Raw genomic sequence first — 16,407 nt, forward strand, 5'->3', positions numbered from 1 at the left:
AGAAGCAGGTGCCGCGGTTCCGTGCCGCGGCACCTGCTGTGCGACGGAGTTATCCGATGCCGGCCTGCTGGTTGGCGGAGTCCAAGAACTGCTGCATCTTGGGCTGGGCTTCCTTCACGTAGTCGGCAGCACTCTGCTTACCGTCCAGCACGGGCTGGATGTTGGTGAAGAATTCGTCATACCACTCGGCGTTGTACGTGAATCCGCCCGGCAGCGGACGGCCGTAGTCATTGACGATCTCCAGGAACTCCTGCTTGTTGGCCGGCTTGGTGGTGGACTCGGCCACCCATTTCTCGGCCATGTCCTTCAGATTGGGGATCTGGACCCCGGCGTCCACCAGCGTCTGCTGCGCTTCCACGTCAGTGGACAGGTACTGTGCCAGTTTCACTGCTTCCTCGGGGAAATCGCTGCTTTCAGCAACGGCAATTCCCAAAGTGCCGATCCAGGTAGCCGGCTTGCCGGTGGAGCCTGCCGGATATGGAATGACGTCGTAGTCGAAATCGAGCTTCTCGTAGGTTGAGAGGTCCCAGGGGGCGATCGGGAAGAACCCGATTTGGCCCTGCATCCAGCGCTGGTAGGTATCCAGTGTCTGGGATTCTCCGGCCGACGGCGTCACTCCATGCACGTTTTGCAGATCGGCAAACCACTGCAGTGCTTCGGTAAATTCGGGGGTGTCAACGGTGACCTTGGTGCGGTCTTCATTGAGGAAGTCCGCCCCGTTGGACCAAGCAAATGCCTGCATGTTCCACGAAGCATTCAGCCCGGTTCCCCAGCGGTCCAGTTCGCCGTCGCCGTCGGTGTCCTTGGTCAACTGCTTTGCAACGGTGACAAATTCATCGAAGGTATAGGGCTTGTCCGGGTCGGGTAGGGGGATTCCGGCTTCCTCGAACATGGTCTTGTTGTAACCGAAGGAAAACGGGCCGATGTCCTTCGGCAGGGCGTAAATGGGCCCCTGGCCAACCAGTTCGCCGTCGAACCGGTAGCTGTCGATGCCATACTCCCAGATGTTGTCCAGATCGATGGACTCGCTGCCCTCTACGTCGGCGGTGATGTCCTTGATGATGCCGTTTCCCACGTAGGACTGCACATCACCCGGGGCCACGTAGAAAACATCGGGAATTTGCTTGCCCGCGATGGCCGCTTTCAACTTGGTGTTGTATTCGTCCGCCGTGGTGACGATCATTTCTACGTCCACACCGTTGGCCTCTTCGAAGCGTGACACGGCTGCGTCGTAGGCCGTCTTTTCATCAGGCCCTCCCCGGAACATGAACGTTAACTTCTTTTCGTCGGAGCTGGCTCCCGAGGACGCGGAGCACCCGCTGAGGATAAGCCCGGCGGCTGCGACCAACGCCGCGCTGGCAGTAAGTGAACGTGACCTCATTATCACGTGGTCCTTCCGGTTGGTGGTGTGCATTGACCGCGGTGTCTGCCGCGCCAGAAAATGTGAGATTCAGCACGTTTACAACGTTGCAAGAGCAATACTCCACGCGTTGGCCTTTTCCGTCAAGGAGCCCGTCCGGCATTTCCAAATCAGGCTTGGCCGTGGTTATGTTAGCGCTCACACAAAGTTGGCCACGGAGCGGCAAAAAATTCTGGCATCCTTGCAAGAACGCGTTTTCCGTAGCCTCACCCTCCCTCTGCCACCTCTGACAGGAGCCACACATGACCCGCCGAGCAGCCAGCCCGAATGGACAGATCGTCACGTTGACAGCAGGCGGTTACCGGGCGGGCATCGCTGCGGTCGGGGCGGGAATCCAAAGCCTGAGCCATGACGGTGTGGATCTGGTCCTGCCCTTTGACCCGGACCGTGTACCGCATGCCTACGCGGGCAAGACGCTGGTCCCCTGGCCCAACCGGATTGACGGCGGCAAGTACGTCTTTGACGGCCAGACGTATGAGGTACCCGTGAACGAAGCCTCCACCGGCACGGCCCTGCACGGGCTGGTGGTGTGGTCCGAGTGGGAGGTCGCCGACCGATCCGTCAACGCGGTGGTCCTGGAACACCTTCTGCACGGACAGCCCGGGTATCCGCACCAGCTGCTGCTGCGGGCCGAGTTCACCCTGGATGCCGAGAGCGGACTGACTGTGAGGGTCCGGGCCGCAAACGCGGGCCGGACGCCCGCACCCTACGGCGTCTCCTCGCATCCGTACCTCACCGTGGGCGGGAAGCCGGTGGATAATTGTGAGGTGGCTTTCTCCGCGGCACAGGTCTTGATGACTGATGAGCGGCTGCTGCCGCTGGCGTTGAAGGAAACAACGGGCACCGACTTCGACTTCTCCCGTCCCCGTCTCCTCGGATCAATGAGCCTGGACCATGCCTTCACCGGCTTGCCCGAGGGTGGCTGGCAGGTCAGCCTGCGGGACCCCGCAACGGGCAAAGCCGCCGTCCTTTCCTCCCCCGCCGGCGCAGGGGCAACGGGTTGGCTGCAGGTCTATTCCGGCGAAGAGCTCGGACGGCGCGGCATGGCAGTGGAGCCGATGACCTGCCCGCCCAACGCATTCAATACGGGCACCGATCTGGTGGTGCTGGAGCCCGGCGAGGACCACGTTTTTTCTTATTCCATCAGCGCCGGATAACCTCGGGTTTTCCTGCCACTCCCGCCTGCGCCGCCGCGCCGGTCCCTATCGAAAGAAGTTCATGCCCCCGTCACGCCGCAGGCCGACCGGATCCGCTCCGACCATGGAGGACGTTGCCCGCGTTGCCGGTGTTTCCCACCAAACGGTGTCGCGCGTGTTGAACGACCACCCCAATGTCAGTCCGGACACGAAGGAACGTGTTTCGGCTGCCATCTCCGAGCTCGGGTACCGGCGCAACGCGGCGGCGCGGTCCCTCGTCACCCGCTCTTCCAAGGTAATCGGCGTGATCATCACGGAACTGGAGCAGTACGGGCCTGCAAGCACCCTGCTGGGCCTGCAGGAGGCAGCGTTTCGGAACGGCTATTTTGTCAGCGTTGCCGGCCTGCGGGAGAAGACCCGGGCTGCCATGCTGGAGTCCGTCAACCATCTGCTGAATCAGGCCCCGGACGGAATTGTGGTGGTGGCTCCCGTGCAGGCCGGCGTCGATCTTTTCCGCACTTTGGAATTGAAGATTCCGCTGGAGATCGTTGCCAGCGGCCTGGCTCCCGAAGGCAGCCAGGAACAGGCTGCCCGAACCGCAGTGGCGCACCTCGCTGACCTGGGGCACCGCTCAATTGCCCATCTGGCCGGTCCGGAGCCGTGGATGGACGCGCGGCGCCGGACCGCCGGATGGCGGGAGGAACTGGCCGCGCGCGGTCTTCCTGCGGCTGCCCCCATGGTGGGTGACTGGGGTGCGGAGTCGGGGTACCGCACGGGCCTGGAATTTGATGCTGCCGCGGCCACAGCTGTCTTTGTGGCGAATGACCAGATGGCGCTGGGGTTCATGCGTGCCCTGCACGAGCGCGGGATTCGGGTCCCCGACGACGTCAGCGTGGTGGGGTTTGACGATCAGCCCGAAGCAGCCTATTTCCTGCCCCCGCTGACGACCATCCGGCAGGACTTTCGCAGCATGGGCAGTTACTGCATCGACATGCTGCTGGGCCAGGTCGCCGGTTCCGATGCCGCCGGGACGGCTCATGAGGCCAACGCCGCAGGCACGGAATCAGCGGAGTCGGCTCCCGAGCCGCAGGGCATTGCCGTTCCCGAACTTGTAGTCCGCAGCAGCACCGCACCTCCGGCCACCTGACCATTTCCCCCGCGAGATGGCAGAAGATGTCCTTCTGAGGGCTGGGACGTGCACTTACTGGCATCTCGCGGTTTGAGGATCGAAACGGCCTCTCTTGACAATGAGACTCAACACACATCTAATTGTTAGCGCTAACACCATCAAAGACGATTTCCGCGGCCAGCCGCGGCAGGAGGCACCATGACCAGCATCCAGCCACAGGAGCAGTACGTGATTGGGGTGGACTACGGCACTCTTTCCGGGCGTGCCGTGGTGGTACGGGTTTCCGACGGCGCGGAGCTTGGCTCCGCAGTCCATGAGTACCCTCATGCCGTTGTGACCGAGACCCTGCCCGGCTCCGATACCCTGCTGCCGCCGGACTGGGCGCTGCAGGTTCCGCAGGACTACGTTGAGGTGCTGCAGAAGGCCGTCCCGGAAGCGCTGCGCTCTGCGGGCATCAATCCGGCAGACGTCATCGGCCTCGCCACCGACTTCACCGCCTGCACCATGGTTCCGGTGAAAGCAGACGGAACCCCGCTCAATGAACTCCCCGAATTCGCCACCCGGCCGCACGCCTTCGTGAAGCTCTGGCGCCACCACGCCGCCCAGGGGCAGGCCGTGCGCATCAACGCCCTCGCCGAAGAGCGGGGTGAAACCTGGCTGGGTCGCTACGGCGGACTCATTTCCTCGGAATGGGAATTTGCCAAGGGCCTGCAGATCCTCGAGGAAGACCCCGAGGTTTACGCCGCCATGGACCACTGGGTGGAAGCAGCCGACTGGATTGTCTGGCAGCTGACCGACACCTACGTGCGCAATGCCTGCACCGCCGGCTACAAGGGCATCTACCAGGATGGGACCTATCCGTCCGAGGAATACCTTGCCGCCCTGAATCCGGACTTCGCAGGATTTGTGAGCGACAAGCTGGACCACACCATCGGCCAGCTCGGCTCTGCCGCCGGCACGCTGTCCCCCCGCGCCGCGGAATGGACGGGCCTGCCCGCTGGCATCGCCATTGCGGTGGGCAACGTTGACGCGCACGTCACTGCCCCTGCAGCCAACGCCGTCCAGCCCGGCCAGATGGTTGCCATCATGGGCACCTCAACCTGCCACGTCATGAACGCCGAGGAACTCTCCGAGGTGCCCGGCATGTGCGGCGCGGTACAGGGCGGCATTGTGGAGGGACTGTGGGGCTACGAAGCCGGACAGAGCGGAGTTGGCGACATCTTCGGCTGGTTCGTGAACAACTGCGTTCCGCCGCGGTACGTGGAAGCCGCAGCTGAAGCCGGCCTCGGTGTCCACGAGTACCTGACCGAACTGGCTTCCGCCCAGGCCATCGGCCAGCACGGGCTGGTGGCGCTGGACTGGCACAGCGGCAACCGCTCCGTGCTCGTGGACCATGAGTTGTCCGGCGTTTTTGTCGGCCAGACCCTGGCCACCCGGCCGCAGGACATGTACCGGGCCCTGCTGGAAGCCACCGCCTTCGGCACCCGCACCATTATTGAAGCTTTCAACGCCAGTGGTGTTCCGGTGACGGAATTCGTGGTGGCCGGCGGCCTGCTGAAAAACCCCCTGCTGATGCAGATCTACTCCGATGTCATCAACCTGCCGCTGTCCGTCATCGACTCTCAGCAGGGACCGGCCCTCGGTTCCGCCATCCACGCCGCAGTTGCCGCCGGAGCCTACCCGGATGTCCGGACCGCCGCTGCCGCCATGGGCCGGGTTCGCCGCGGGGTCTACCAGCCCATCCCCGAAAACGTTCAGGCCTATGACGCCCTCTTCAAGGAATACAAGACGCTGCATGACTACTTTGGCCGCGGCGCCAATGACGTGATGCACCGGCTTAAGGCCATCCAGCGCGCCTCATCCGCCGGGCGTTCCGCAGCGCCCGCTGACAACACTGAAGAAATGGAACCGGCACTGTGACTCTCACTTCCGACGTCCTCGGCACTGTCGACCAGCTCCGCCGCCAGGTCAGCGACCTGCACGCCGAACTGACCCGCAATGAACTGGTGGTGTGGACCGCCGGCAACATTTCCGCCCGCGTCCCGGGCCGGGACCTGATGGTCATCAAGCCCTCCGGCGTTTCCTACGACGACCTCACCCCCGAGAACATGGTGCTCACCGATCTGTTCGGCACCGCGGTCGACGGCGGCGGCTCGCCGTCGTCGGACACCGACGCCCACGCCTACGTGTACCGGCACATGCCCGAAGTCAACGGTGTGGTCCATACCCACTCCACCTACGCCACTGCCTGGGCCGCCCGCGGCGAAGCCATTCCCTGCGTGTTGACCATGATGGCCGACGAGTTTGGCGGAGAGATCCCCGTGGGTCCGTTCGCCCTGATCGGTGACGATTCCATTGGCCGCGGCATTGTCGAAGTCCTGGACGGGCACCGCTCCACCGCCATCCTGATGCAAAATCACGGCGTGTTCACGATCGGCAAGGACGCCCGCTCCGCCGTGAAGTCCGCCGTCCTCTGTGAAGAAGTGGCACGCACCGTGCACATCAGCCGCCAGCTCGGTGAGCTGCTGCCGATCCCGCAGGCGGATATCGACCACCTGTTCCAGCGTTACCAGAACGTCTACGGCCAGAAATAACTGCTCAGCTTCCCGCTTTCGCTCCGCACGATCAGCCTGAAAAGGATGTACCCATGACCCTCAGCACTGCCCCCGCCCGCGAAATCTGGTTCCTCACCGGAAGCCAGGGACTCTACGGAGAAGACACCCTGGCCCAGGTCCGCGAACAGGCCGGCGACATTGCCCGTCAGCTGGACGACGCCGACGCCGTCCCCTACCGCATTGTCTTCAAGCCCGTCCTCAAGGACTCGGACGCCATCCTGGAGACCATCCTGGAGGCGAATTCCTCCGAGGCCTGCATTGGGCTCATCGCCTGGATGCATACCTTCTCCCCCGCGAAAATGTGGATCCGCGGCCTCACCAAGCTGCAGCGTCCGCTGCTGCACCTGCACACCCAGCACAACGTCGAGCTGCCGTGGGCGGACATCGACATGGACTTCATGAACCTGAACCAGGCCGCCCACGGCGACCGCGAGTTCGCGTACATGGCCTCCCGCCTGGGCATCAGCCGCAAGACAGTCGTAGGCCACGTCTCCAGCCCTCGCGTTCAGGCCAAGATCGATTCCTGGGCGCGTGCCGCAGCCGGCTGGCATGAAATCCGCAACCTCAAACTGGCCCGCTTCGGCGACAACATGCGCAACGTTGCCGTCACCGAGGGTGACAAGACTGAGGCCGAGGTGAAGTTCGGGGTTTCCGTCAACACCTGGTCCGTAAACGAGCTCGCCGAAGCCATGGACGCCGTGACCGAAGAGGCCATCGACGCCCTGGTTGCCGAATACGAAGAAAAGTACGACGTCGTTCCCGAGCTCCGGCGCGACGGCGGCCGCCACAAGTCCCTGCGCTACGGCGCGCGCCAGGAGCTGGGGCTGCGCTCTTTCCTGGAGAGCGGCAGCTTTGGCGCCTTCACCACGAACTTCGAGGACCTGGGCGCCCTGCAGCAGCTTCCCGGCCTTGCCGTGCAGCGCCTGATGGCCGACGGTTACGGATTCGGCGCCGAGGGCGACTGGAAGACCGCCGTCCTGGTCCGCATTGCCAAGGTAATGGGTGAGGGCCTGCCCGGCGGAGCGTCCCTGATGGAGGACTACACCTACAACCTGGTTCCCGGGAGCGAGGTTATTCTCGGCGCCCATATGCTGGAAATCTGCCCGTCCCTGACCACTTCCAAGCCTGCGCTGGAAATCCACCCGCTCGGCATCGGCGGCAAGGACGACCCGGTTCGCCTGGTGTTCACCGCCGACCCGGGCCCCGCCGTCGTCGTTTCCCTGGCGGATATGCGCGAGCGGTTCCGCCTCACCGCCAACCTGGTGGAGAACGTGGTTCCTGAGCAGGACCTGCCCAACCTGCCCGTGGCCCGTGCGGTCTGGAAGCCGGCTCCCGATCTGGAGACCTCCGCCGAGTGCTGGCTCTCCGCCGGCGGCGCGCACCATACCGTCATGTCCACGGCTCTGGGGCGGGAAGTGTGGGAGGATTTCGCACAGATCGCCGATGTGGAGCTGGCCATGATCGATGAGTCCACCACCACTAACGCATTCGTCAACGAATTGAAGCTGAACCAGGCGTATTACCGCCTGGCACAGGGGTTCTAGGCCTGCAACACCCTATTTAGCGGCTACATCAGTCCGGGTTGCCGGCCTACACATATGAAGGGCATCAAAATGCTTGAGGAATACAACTGGGCCGGCAACCTGCGCTACTCCGCGGCGGAAATCGCACAGCCCACCACTGTGGAGGAACTGCAGGCGCTGGTGGCCGCAGCTCCTTCCGTGCGGGCCGTCGGCACCCGGCACTCGTTCAATGACATAGCGGACTCCTCCGGCCTGATGGTCAACCTGGAGAAGCTCAACGGTGCTCCGGTGCTGGATGAGGCTGCCATGACCGTGACGGTGCCCGCGGGCATCCGATACGGGGATCTGGCCGGTTTCCTCGTCGAACGCGGCTATGCCCTGCACAATCTGGCCTCGCTGCCGCACATTTCCGTAGCAGGGGCCGTCGCAACGGCGACCCACGGATCCGGCAACCGGAACGGGAACCTGGCCACCGCGGTGGCTGCGCTGGAACTGGTGACCGCCGAGGGCGGGCTCCTGCGGGTGGACCGGTCAAGCCCCGATTTCAACGGCATGGTGGTCTCCCTCGGCGCACTGGGCATCGTTACCCGGATCACGCTCGATATTGAACCGGCCTACGAGGTGCGCCAGGACGTCTTCACCGACGTGCCGTGGAGCGCTGTGGAGGAGAACTTCAGCGACATTACGTCCGCAGCCTACAGCGTGAGCATCTTCAGCTCGCTGGCCGGTCCGAACGCCTCGCAGATTTGGCTCAAGAGCCGCACGGACGCTGAGCCGGCGTATCTTGGGAAACCGGAGTTTTTCGGCGGGACTGCCGCGACGGAACCCATGCATCCGCTGCCGGGCATCAGCGCTGTGAACTGCTCCCAGCAGATGGGCGTGCCCGGTCCGTGGTCGGACCGCCTGTCACACTTCCGGCTCGCCTTCACGCCGAGCAACGGAGATGAGCTCCAGAGCGAATACCTCATGGGCCGGCGCCTGGCCGTGGAGGGGATCGAAATTCTGCGCGGGATGTCTGCGGAGATCGCTCCCCTGCTGCAGGTTTGCGAAATCCGGACCATGGCCGGCGACGACCTGTGGCTGAGCACCAACTACGGACCGGATTCGGTGGGGTTCCACTTCACGTGGAAGCCGATGCAGGCGGAGGTCGAAGCCCTGCTGGCCCGCATGGAGACAGCTCTTGCTCCGCTGCGGCCGCGGCCGCACTGGGGGAAACTGTTCACCCTTCAGCGGCCGCAGCTGCAGGAACTCTATCCGCGCTTCGAGGACTTTTCCGACCTTGCCCGGCGGATGGATCCGCAGGGTAAGTTTGGCAATAGTTTCCTGTCCCGGAAGCTCTTTAATTAGCACAGGTGCCGCCCGCAGTCTGGAACAGCATGCGGCGGGCAACAGAAAGATCATCAGAACATGGCGCTCACGTTGCACGATGTGGCCCTGCGGGCCGGAGTTTCCTTTAAGACCGTTTCTAACGTCATTAACGGCCACCCCCACGTCCGTCCTGCCACCCGCGCCAAAGTAGAAGCCGCCATTGCCGAGCTGGGTTACCGTCCCAACTTGACGGCACGGAGCCTGCGCTCGGGGCACACCGGGGCAATCACGCTGGCTGTGCCCCAGCTCCGCCTGCCTTACTTTGCGGAACTCGCCGACTCCATCATCAGCTCGGCTGAAGAGCTGGGGATGGTTGTCCTGCTGGAACAGACCGGAGGCGTGCGGGAACGGGAACTGGAGATGCTCGCCAGTCCGCGGCTGCGGATGTCTGACGGTTTGATTTTTAGCCCGCTGGGCATGGGAGAGCAGGACGCCCCGAGGGTGAATGCCCCGGTCCCCCTGGTTCTCTTGGGGGAACGTATTTTTTCTGCGGGATGCGACCACGTGGTGATGCAGAATGTGGAGGGCGCCCGCGCGGCTACCGAGCATTTGCTCGCCCGTGGACGGCGACGCATCGCCGTGATCGGCGCTCATGAAAACGAAGAGATCGGAACGGCCGGCTTGCGCCTGCGTGGTTATCGAGAGGCACTCGCCGCCCACGGTGTGCCGTACGACGCCGGACGTGTTGCCTCTATGTGGATGTGGCACCGGTCGAACGGGGCGGCAGCCATGCACCAGTTGCTGGACAAGGGGGTTGAGTTCGACGCCGTCTTTGGGTTCAACGACACCCTCGCTCAGGGCGCAATGCGCGTCCTGCAGGACGCCGGCCTCCGGGTGCCGCAGGACGTGGCAGTGATCGGCTTCGATGACCTGGATGAAACCCGCTACACGCTGCCCACCTTGAGCACAGTTGATCCCGGTCGAGCTGAAATCGCGCAGACCGCACTGCAACTGCTCATGGACAGGATCAAGGGAACCACCGTGGGCGGACCCCGGCGGGTGGAATCGACGTTCAGGCTGATGGAGCGCGAGTCTACGGCCGTCTCTCGCTAATCTCCGGCCGGAAGTCCGCCCTGCGCCACCCGCACGCCATGATGTTCACCCTGACGGGCGAAAAGCCGGTACGGATGTTCCTGCGCGTACGGCAGCTGGCAAGCGGTTGAAACGGGTGACCCGCGGCCAGAACCGCCGCCGGCGGAAACCATGTCCGGACGGACGCTTAGGCGGAACGGGCGGTGACCACTTGCGGGGCAGCCTTCAACTCAAAAAGTGAGGCGGTTGCAGCAGGTGCCGCCGAAACCGCCTCAGCTGGCTGACTAGCGGCGGACCTGGCCCTTGCCGCGTCCGGACATGGATTCAGCAACGCCGATCAGCAGGATCGACGCAACAACGGCAACAATGAATCCGAGAATATTGAGCTCGAAGATATCTCCGGTACCCAGAAGATTTGCAATGACGCCGCCGATGACGGAGCCAACCAAGCCGAGCAGCAGAGTGGCGATGAGGCTCAGGTTCTGCTTGCCGGGCTTGATGAGGCGCGCCAACGCGCCAATGACGAGTCCTGCAACGATAAAGCCGATCATAGTGAACTCCTTGGAAAGGTCCGGTCCCCAAAGGGAACCGGCGGGGTGCTAAGTGTCCTTCCCATCGTAGGCGTACCGCGGGTGTGGTTCGAAGCCGAGGCAATGCTGAGCAGCCGGGACAAGGGAATTCGCCCCGGCGGACTTTGTGCTGCCCGGACATGTCCAGGCCGTGGCAACCGGACGGCAAAATGCTCCGCACCCAAAGAGGTGCGGAGCATTTTTTGCGGTTGGTGCGAGGTGCAGGAGCGGCCTCGGTAAGGTCCCGGCGGATTATCCCGCTGCGGCGGGAGCGCCCGCGGCAGGAGCGGCGGGAGTCGCTGCAGGAGAAGGCGTAGGAACGGGCACCGGCGCAGGTGCAGGGGCCGGTTCCGGGTTTGCTGTCGGCGGTGCCGGAGCGGGCGCCTGCGTGGGGGCCGGCACAACGGGTTCCGGGGCGGGCTCCGGCGCCGGGGCAGCCGATGACGGGGCAGGCTCACTGGTGGGAGCCTGGCTGGGCTCAACAGTCGGCTGGGCCTGCGGTGCGGGTGCCGGATTTACCTGCTGCTGCGCCTCAGGCTGCGGAACATATTGCCGCAGGGGCGTCCGCGACGGCTTCGACACCCGGTTGGGATCCGTCAGCTCGCCGGTGGAATACAGGGGTGCCACCTTGCGCATGTACTCAGTCCACTGCGCACCGGCAATGGTGGATCCGTCCACATAGCTGCGGGTGACACCGTTGATCGGCGTGTCGTTCAGGGAGGAGTAGGACTTCCAGTTGCCCACCCAGGACGCGGTGGAGATGCCCTTGGTGTAACCCACGGTCCACGTCTGCTCGGACACGTCGGTGGTGCCGGTCTTTGCTGCTGCGGGCACCCCGAGCGGACCCATGGCTCCGGGCCCGCTGTTCACCAGGTTTTCAAGCGGCTCGGACACCTCTTTGGCAGTCTCCTCGGAGATCGCCCGCTCACACTTCTGTTCCGGAACGGCGTATGCGTTGCCGCGCGAATCGGAGACCTGGGTGAGCGCTATCGGCTCGCAGTACTGGCCGCCGCTGGCAAACGTTGCATAGGCCGCGGCCATCGTCAGCGGAGAGACCTCCTGCCCGCCCAGGACAAAGGAGGGATTGTTGACTTCCAGCGGTTCGCCGTCGACGGCGCGGTGAACACCCATGCGGGTAGCGGCGTCCCGAATGTCGCAGAGGTCCATCTGGGAGGCCTCGGCAACAGTGGCCGTGTTGACGGACCAGGTAAGGCCGTCGCCGACGGTCATGTCGCGCTCGTAGCCCTCCTGAGCATTCTTGAACTTCCATTCATCGAAGTAGGCGTCTTCGGGCAGGCAGCTTGCTGTCCAGTCGTAACCTGCCGGGTACTGGGTGCGGGAGGCATCAATGATGTCGTCAATGCTTCCGCCGTTCTCAATCCATGCAACGGTGGTGAACGGTTTCATGGTGGAACCCGGCTGGAAGCCGTAGGACGTGCCGCCCATGTCCGAGTCAACGTTGAAGTTCAGCTGCGTGTTTGCGGCACCCTCTTCGGAGGAGTAGTCCGTGTTCTGGGCCATGGCCAGGATTTTTCCGGTGCCCGGTTCAACCGACACCATCGCCGAACCGGCTCCGGATGCGTCACCCGTGGGGACCTGCGCCTCGATCTGCTCCTGTGCCTGCTTCTGGAGCCTTGAATCCAGGGTGGTGGTAATGGTCAGTCCGCCGCGTGCCAGCAGCTTGGCGCGTGCTGTCTCATCTGCGCCGAACTCATCCGAAGACAGAACCACCTGTTCCACGTAGCTGCAGAAGTAGTCGGCCATTTCGGCGCCCACGCAGCCCGAGTGTGCTGCGGGCTGCGGGTTCAGCTGCAGATCGGAGGCGACGGCGTCGTCGTGCTCCTGCTGCGTAATTTTCCCGTAGTTGAGCATGGCGTCCAGGACCACGTCCCGCCGGGCCCGGGTGCCCTCGGGGTTGGTCACCGGGTTGAAGTTGTTCGGGGACTGCACCATGCCGGCCAGCATCGCCGACTGGGCAATGTTCAGATTGGCGGCGGGGACGCCGAAGAAGTTCTGGGCTGCCGCTTCGATGCCGTAGGTGCGGCCGCTGAACAGCACGATGTTCAGGTAGCGCTCCAGGATTTCGTCCTTGGTGAATTCCTTTTCGACGGCGAAGGACAACTTCGCCTCGCGGATCTTGTCCGTGATGTTCTTGGTTCCGCTGATCGTGAGGTCATCGCCGGACTTGCCTTCGGAGACACCCTGGTCAATCAGCACGTTGTTCACGTACTGCATGGTCAGAGTGGAAGCACCCTGGGTGCTGTCCTTGGTCAGGTTGGACGCAACGGCGCGGGCAACGCCCTTGACGTCCACTCCCCCGTGCTCGTAGAAACGGTTGTCTTCAATCGCGACGATGGCGTCCTGCATGGACGGAGAAATTTTGTCCAGCGTTACCGGGATCCGGTTTTCCGCATAGAACGTAGCGATCAGCTGGCCGTCCGCCGAGAAGATCTTGGACCCTTCATCCAGCGGACCGGTTTGAAGCTCATCCGGGAGATCCTCAAAGGAATCCATGACGAGGTTTGCACCGTTGGCACCGACGGCGGCTGTGGGGATGAAGATGCCGGCCACCAGTGCTCCGCAGAAGGCACTGACCACCAGAAACAACACCAGCCGGCCGGAGGTGCCGAGTTTACCCAGCATGGAGGAGTTGTTTTTTCGCATTCGACCAAGATACAACGGGTTTCTGTGGAAGCGTGTTGACGACTGCCGCGCGGCACGGTAGAACCTTTCCGACATTTCGCTAACCTCCGGGCGTGTCGCTTGGTTCCGGACGAACCGGCCGCTTCGGTCCCGTGAGAAGAAGATCACACTCCTGCCGGCCTCCGGGCCACCGAGGCGGTGAGGCTGGCATATCCGTACATCGACGACGTGTGTACAACGTAAACACGCGGGTATACGCTGTACGCATGACGCCGTCTTCTCCAGAACGCAGCCGCGGACCGCTTAATGCTGCAGCCATCGCCGCCTGCGGTGTGGCCCTGGCTGACCGGGACGGGCTGGAAGCAGTTTCCATGCGGCACGTAGCCGACTCGCTTGGCGTTTCCGCCATGGCGTTGTACCGCCATGTGGAGAATCGGGAAACACTCCTTCTCGCCATGGCTTCCGAGGCCGGCCGGGACTTTGTCCTCCTCCCTTCGGCTCCTGCCTCCTGGCAGGAGATGCTGCGGCATTTGGCTGACGCATTATGGGAAGCGTTTGTTGAGCACCCCTGGCTTCTGCAGATTGTCCTGGGGCCCAGCAGGCTCCTGGACATGGCTGCCACCGCTGACCTCGAGTTTTTGCTCCAGACACTGAGCACTGCCGGGCTCTCGGACGAAGAGTCCTTCGACTGTGTCCTGAGCGTTCCCGCCATCGTGATTGGAACCTCAAGCCTCGCCCTCGCTGCGAATCCCGGCCCCGGACGCCACCGCCCCACCCGGCCCAACGCCGTCGTACCCCTGGACGCGGACGACGCCGCTGCGCCGGACACCCTTGCCGCGCGGCTCCGCGGCCGCGGCATCACCTACCCCGTCTCCCGCAAGTCGCTGGACTTTGCCGTGGACAGCTTTCTGCGCGGCATCGAGGACCGCATTGTGAAAAACGCCCGGATGCAGCAAGGAAAGCATTCCGGCTTAGAGAAGGAACAACAGTGAAACTCAGCAACAAGACTGCCATTGTCACGGGCGGTGCCGGCGGAATCGGCCAGGGCATCGTTCGCCACTTCCTTTCGGAAGGCGCCAACGTAGCGGTTGTGGACATTGACCAGGAGCAGGGTGACAAGCTCGTCGCAGACCTGGGGCACCTGGGCGAAGTCATCTTCATCCGCAAGGACATTTCGCTGCCCGAGAGCGCTGCTGAAATCGTGGCAGAAACCGTGGCACGCTTCGGCGGCCTGAACATCCTTGTGAACAACGCGCACGCTTCCAAGCAGGCTCCGATCCTGGAGACCACTCCGGAGATCTGGAACCTGTCCTTCGGCACCGGAACCATGGCCACCCTGTATCTGATGCAGGCGGCACACCCCGAACTGAAGAAGACCGGCGGCAGCATCATTAACTTCGGCTCCGGTGCCGGAATCAAGGGCCTGCCCAATCAGGTTGCCTATGCCGCCGCCAAGGAAGCCATCCGTGCCATCACCCGCACGGCTGCCAACGAGTGGGCCGCTGACGGCATCCGTGCCAACGTTGTCAGCCCGGTGGCTCTGACTCCGGGCATTGTCCAGTGGAGCAAGGCCTACCCCGAGGCGTACCAGGAAGTTGTTGACGGTGTTCCCCTGGGGCGTTTGGGCGACCCGGAGACTGACATCGCCCCGATCGTGGCCTTCCTGGCCAGCGACGAATCCCGTTACCTGACCGGCCAGACGCTGATGGCCGACGGCGGAACCATCAAGCTCTACTAAGGGCGCTGCCCGGGTGCCCCGGGCGTTGGTGAGAACAGAGCTGCCGGTGTCGTGTGGCCGTAGCTGAGATGCATTGCGCATCCGGCACAGGCCGACGACGCCGGCAGCTGCCTTTTATGCGCCTGCTCTGAGGGGTCTCCGGTTTGGCTGGAGTGCTGCTTGCGTTGCGGTTGGAGGGCTGGATGGCCGGCGGCGCGTTGGTGGGGCGGCTGTTGGGCGGCCGGCGGCGCGTTGGTGGGGCGGCTGTTGGGAGTGCTCGGAAAAGACGGGTATCCGGCCCGTATGAAAAGGGCCGATTTTGGGTCTTTCGGAGCTGTTTTCGGGTCGGGAATGTCAGTGGCGGGTGAAAACCTGTTGACATGGATCAGCACGGATCTTCTTCAGGGAACGCTTCTGCCGGTAAGGGCGCAAGCGGCGATGGTGCGACGGCGCCGGGGCGTAGCCTGTCCGTGTACGCCGCCGAGGCCGGCACTGTTGAGAGTGTTCCTTCCTTGCTGTCCTGCCGGAATGGGTTCACCGGAAGCCTGGCTTTGCAGGGGGTTGAGGTCTTTGACCAGGATGAAGCCGGTGCGGTTCTGGCCCGGTTGGATCACTTGGTCCGGTGGGCTCAGGCCCAGCAGGCCAGGGCCCTGAACCGGCTGGAAGGGATTTTCCGGAATGGTTTCCTGCCGGGAACCGGATCGGAGGAAGGCCGGCAGTTGGATCCGGGTCTGGCTTTCAGTCTCGCTGCGGAGGAAGCAGCAGCGATCCTGCATCTGCCCACCGGCACCGCGAAGATGCGCATGATTGAAGCCGGTACCCTCTGTGATACCCATACGGCCACCCTGCAGCATCTGGAAGCGGGAACCGTTGGTTACGGGCAGGTGCAGACCGTGTTGGAGCAGTCCCAGAACATTCCTTCCGCGGATCTGCCTGGGTTCGAGAAGGACTTACTCACTGCGGCCGGGCAGCATGACGGGGGTCTGACTCTGGCGCAGTTCCGGGTCAAAGCCCGCCGGCTGCGGGAAACCCGGTATCCGGAGAGCATCCCGGTCCGGCATCAGAGCGCGTTTGAAACCCGCCGGGTCTGTTTGCAGCCGGAGACGGACGGGATGTCGTGGTTGTCGGCGTTCCTTCCGGCGCAGCAGGCACAGGCGATTTATACGCAGCTCAGTGTTGCGGCCCGGGGTGAGCAGGCTGCCGGAGACCCCCGCCCCGTGGATCAGCTGCGTGCCGACATCCTCGCGGACCTGCT

Annotated in this window: 13 protein-coding genes; 10 read left to right on the top strand and 3 right to left on the bottom strand. The window is 63.7% G+C overall.

The genetic code is table 11. The features are described from left to right. Positions 1-49 precede the first annotated feature (49 nt). Positions 50-1,267 (bottom strand): ABC transporter substrate-binding protein, encoded by a 1,218-nt coding sequence (locus ACIQXM_RS06855; RefSeq protein WP_400929447.1) that lies wholly within the window; start codon positions 1,265-1,267, stop codon positions 50-52. A gap of 395 nt (positions 1,268-1,662) precedes the next feature. Here ACIQXM_RS06855 and ACIQXM_RS06860 point away from each other — a divergent pair, with 395 nt between their 5' ends. The 7 genes from ACIQXM_RS06860 to ACIQXM_RS06890 all read left to right on the top strand — a co-directional run bounded on the left by ACIQXM_RS06860 (position 1,663) and on the right by ACIQXM_RS06890 (position 10,244). Beyond that, a complete protein-coding gene (locus ACIQXM_RS06860; protein WP_400929450.1) occupies positions 1,663-2,577 on the top strand; it encodes an aldose-1-epimerase in 915 nt (304 codons plus the stop codon). A gap of 61 nt (positions 2,578-2,638) precedes the next feature. Next, complete coding sequence (locus ACIQXM_RS06865) at positions 2,639-3,703, top strand: LacI family DNA-binding transcriptional regulator (RefSeq protein WP_400929453.1); 1,065 nt, start codon at positions 2,639-2,641, stop codon at positions 3,701-3,703. Between the two features lie 180 nt (positions 3,704-3,883). Next, entirely contained in the window at positions 3,884-5,605 is a 1,722-nt protein-coding gene (gene araB / locus ACIQXM_RS06870) for a ribulokinase (protein ID WP_400929456.1), read from the top strand. After that, positions 5,602-6,279, top strand: coding sequence for an L-ribulose-5-phosphate 4-epimerase (locus ACIQXM_RS06875; protein WP_400929459.1), 678 nt, complete (start codon positions 5,602-5,604; stop codon positions 6,277-6,279). The genes araB and ACIQXM_RS06875 overlap by 4 nt, the downstream gene beginning before the upstream one ends. Before the next feature lie 53 nt (positions 6,280-6,332). Further along, a complete protein-coding gene (gene araA, locus ACIQXM_RS06880) occupies positions 6,333-7,844 on the top strand; it encodes an L-arabinose isomerase (RefSeq protein ID WP_400929462.1) in 1,512 nt (503 codons plus the stop codon). A gap of 69 nt (positions 7,845-7,913) precedes the next feature. Next, complete coding sequence (locus tag ACIQXM_RS06885) at positions 7,914-9,170, top strand: FAD-binding protein (protein ID WP_400929465.1); 1,257 nt, start codon at positions 7,914-7,916, stop codon at positions 9,168-9,170. Positions 9,171-9,230: 60 nt separating this feature from the next. Continuing rightward, entirely contained in the window at positions 9,231-10,244 is a 1,014-nt protein-coding gene (locus ACIQXM_RS06890; RefSeq protein WP_400929468.1) for a LacI family DNA-binding transcriptional regulator, read from the top strand. 263 nt (positions 10,245-10,507) lie between these two features. Here the strand turns inward: ACIQXM_RS06890 and ACIQXM_RS06895 are convergent, their stop codons facing one another. Both ACIQXM_RS06895 and ACIQXM_RS06900 read right to left on the bottom strand, forming a co-directional pair. Continuing rightward, positions 10,508-10,774 (bottom strand): GlsB/YeaQ/YmgE family stress response membrane protein, encoded by a 267-nt coding sequence (locus tag ACIQXM_RS06895; RefSeq protein ID WP_400929471.1) that lies wholly within the window; start codon positions 10,772-10,774, stop codon positions 10,508-10,510. 270 nt (positions 10,775-11,044) lie between these two features. Next, positions 11,045-13,456, bottom strand: a complete 2,412-nt coding sequence (locus ACIQXM_RS06900; RefSeq protein ID WP_400929474.1) for a transglycosylase domain-containing protein — start codon at positions 13,454-13,456, stop codon at positions 11,045-11,047. A gap of 245 nt (positions 13,457-13,701) precedes the next feature. Between ACIQXM_RS06900 and ACIQXM_RS06905 the strand changes: the two genes are divergently transcribed. From ACIQXM_RS06905 to ACIQXM_RS06915, 3 genes are all read left to right on the top strand, one after another. Next, positions 13,702-14,427 carry a TetR/AcrR family transcriptional regulator gene (locus tag ACIQXM_RS06905; RefSeq protein WP_400929477.1) on the top strand — a complete coding sequence of 242 codons (726 nt, stop codon included), beginning with the start codon at positions 13,702-13,704 and terminating at the stop codon, positions 14,425-14,427. Beyond that, positions 14,424-15,173: an SDR family NAD(P)-dependent oxidoreductase gene (locus ACIQXM_RS06910; protein ID WP_400929480.1), complete on the top strand. Its 750-nt coding sequence runs from the start codon at positions 14,424-14,426 to the stop codon at positions 15,171-15,173. The genes ACIQXM_RS06905 and ACIQXM_RS06910 overlap by 4 nt, the downstream gene beginning before the upstream one ends. 530 nt (positions 15,174-15,703) lie before the next feature. Then, positions 15,704-16,407 (top strand): DUF222 domain-containing protein (locus tag ACIQXM_RS06915; RefSeq protein ID WP_400929483.1); only part of this gene is annotated, 704 nt, incomplete at its 3' end.

The sequence above is a fragment of the Arthrobacter sp. NPDC097144 genome, from assembly GCF_044762205.1.
Taxonomy (GTDB): Bacteria; Actinomycetota; Actinomycetes; order Actinomycetales; family Micrococcaceae; genus Arthrobacter_B.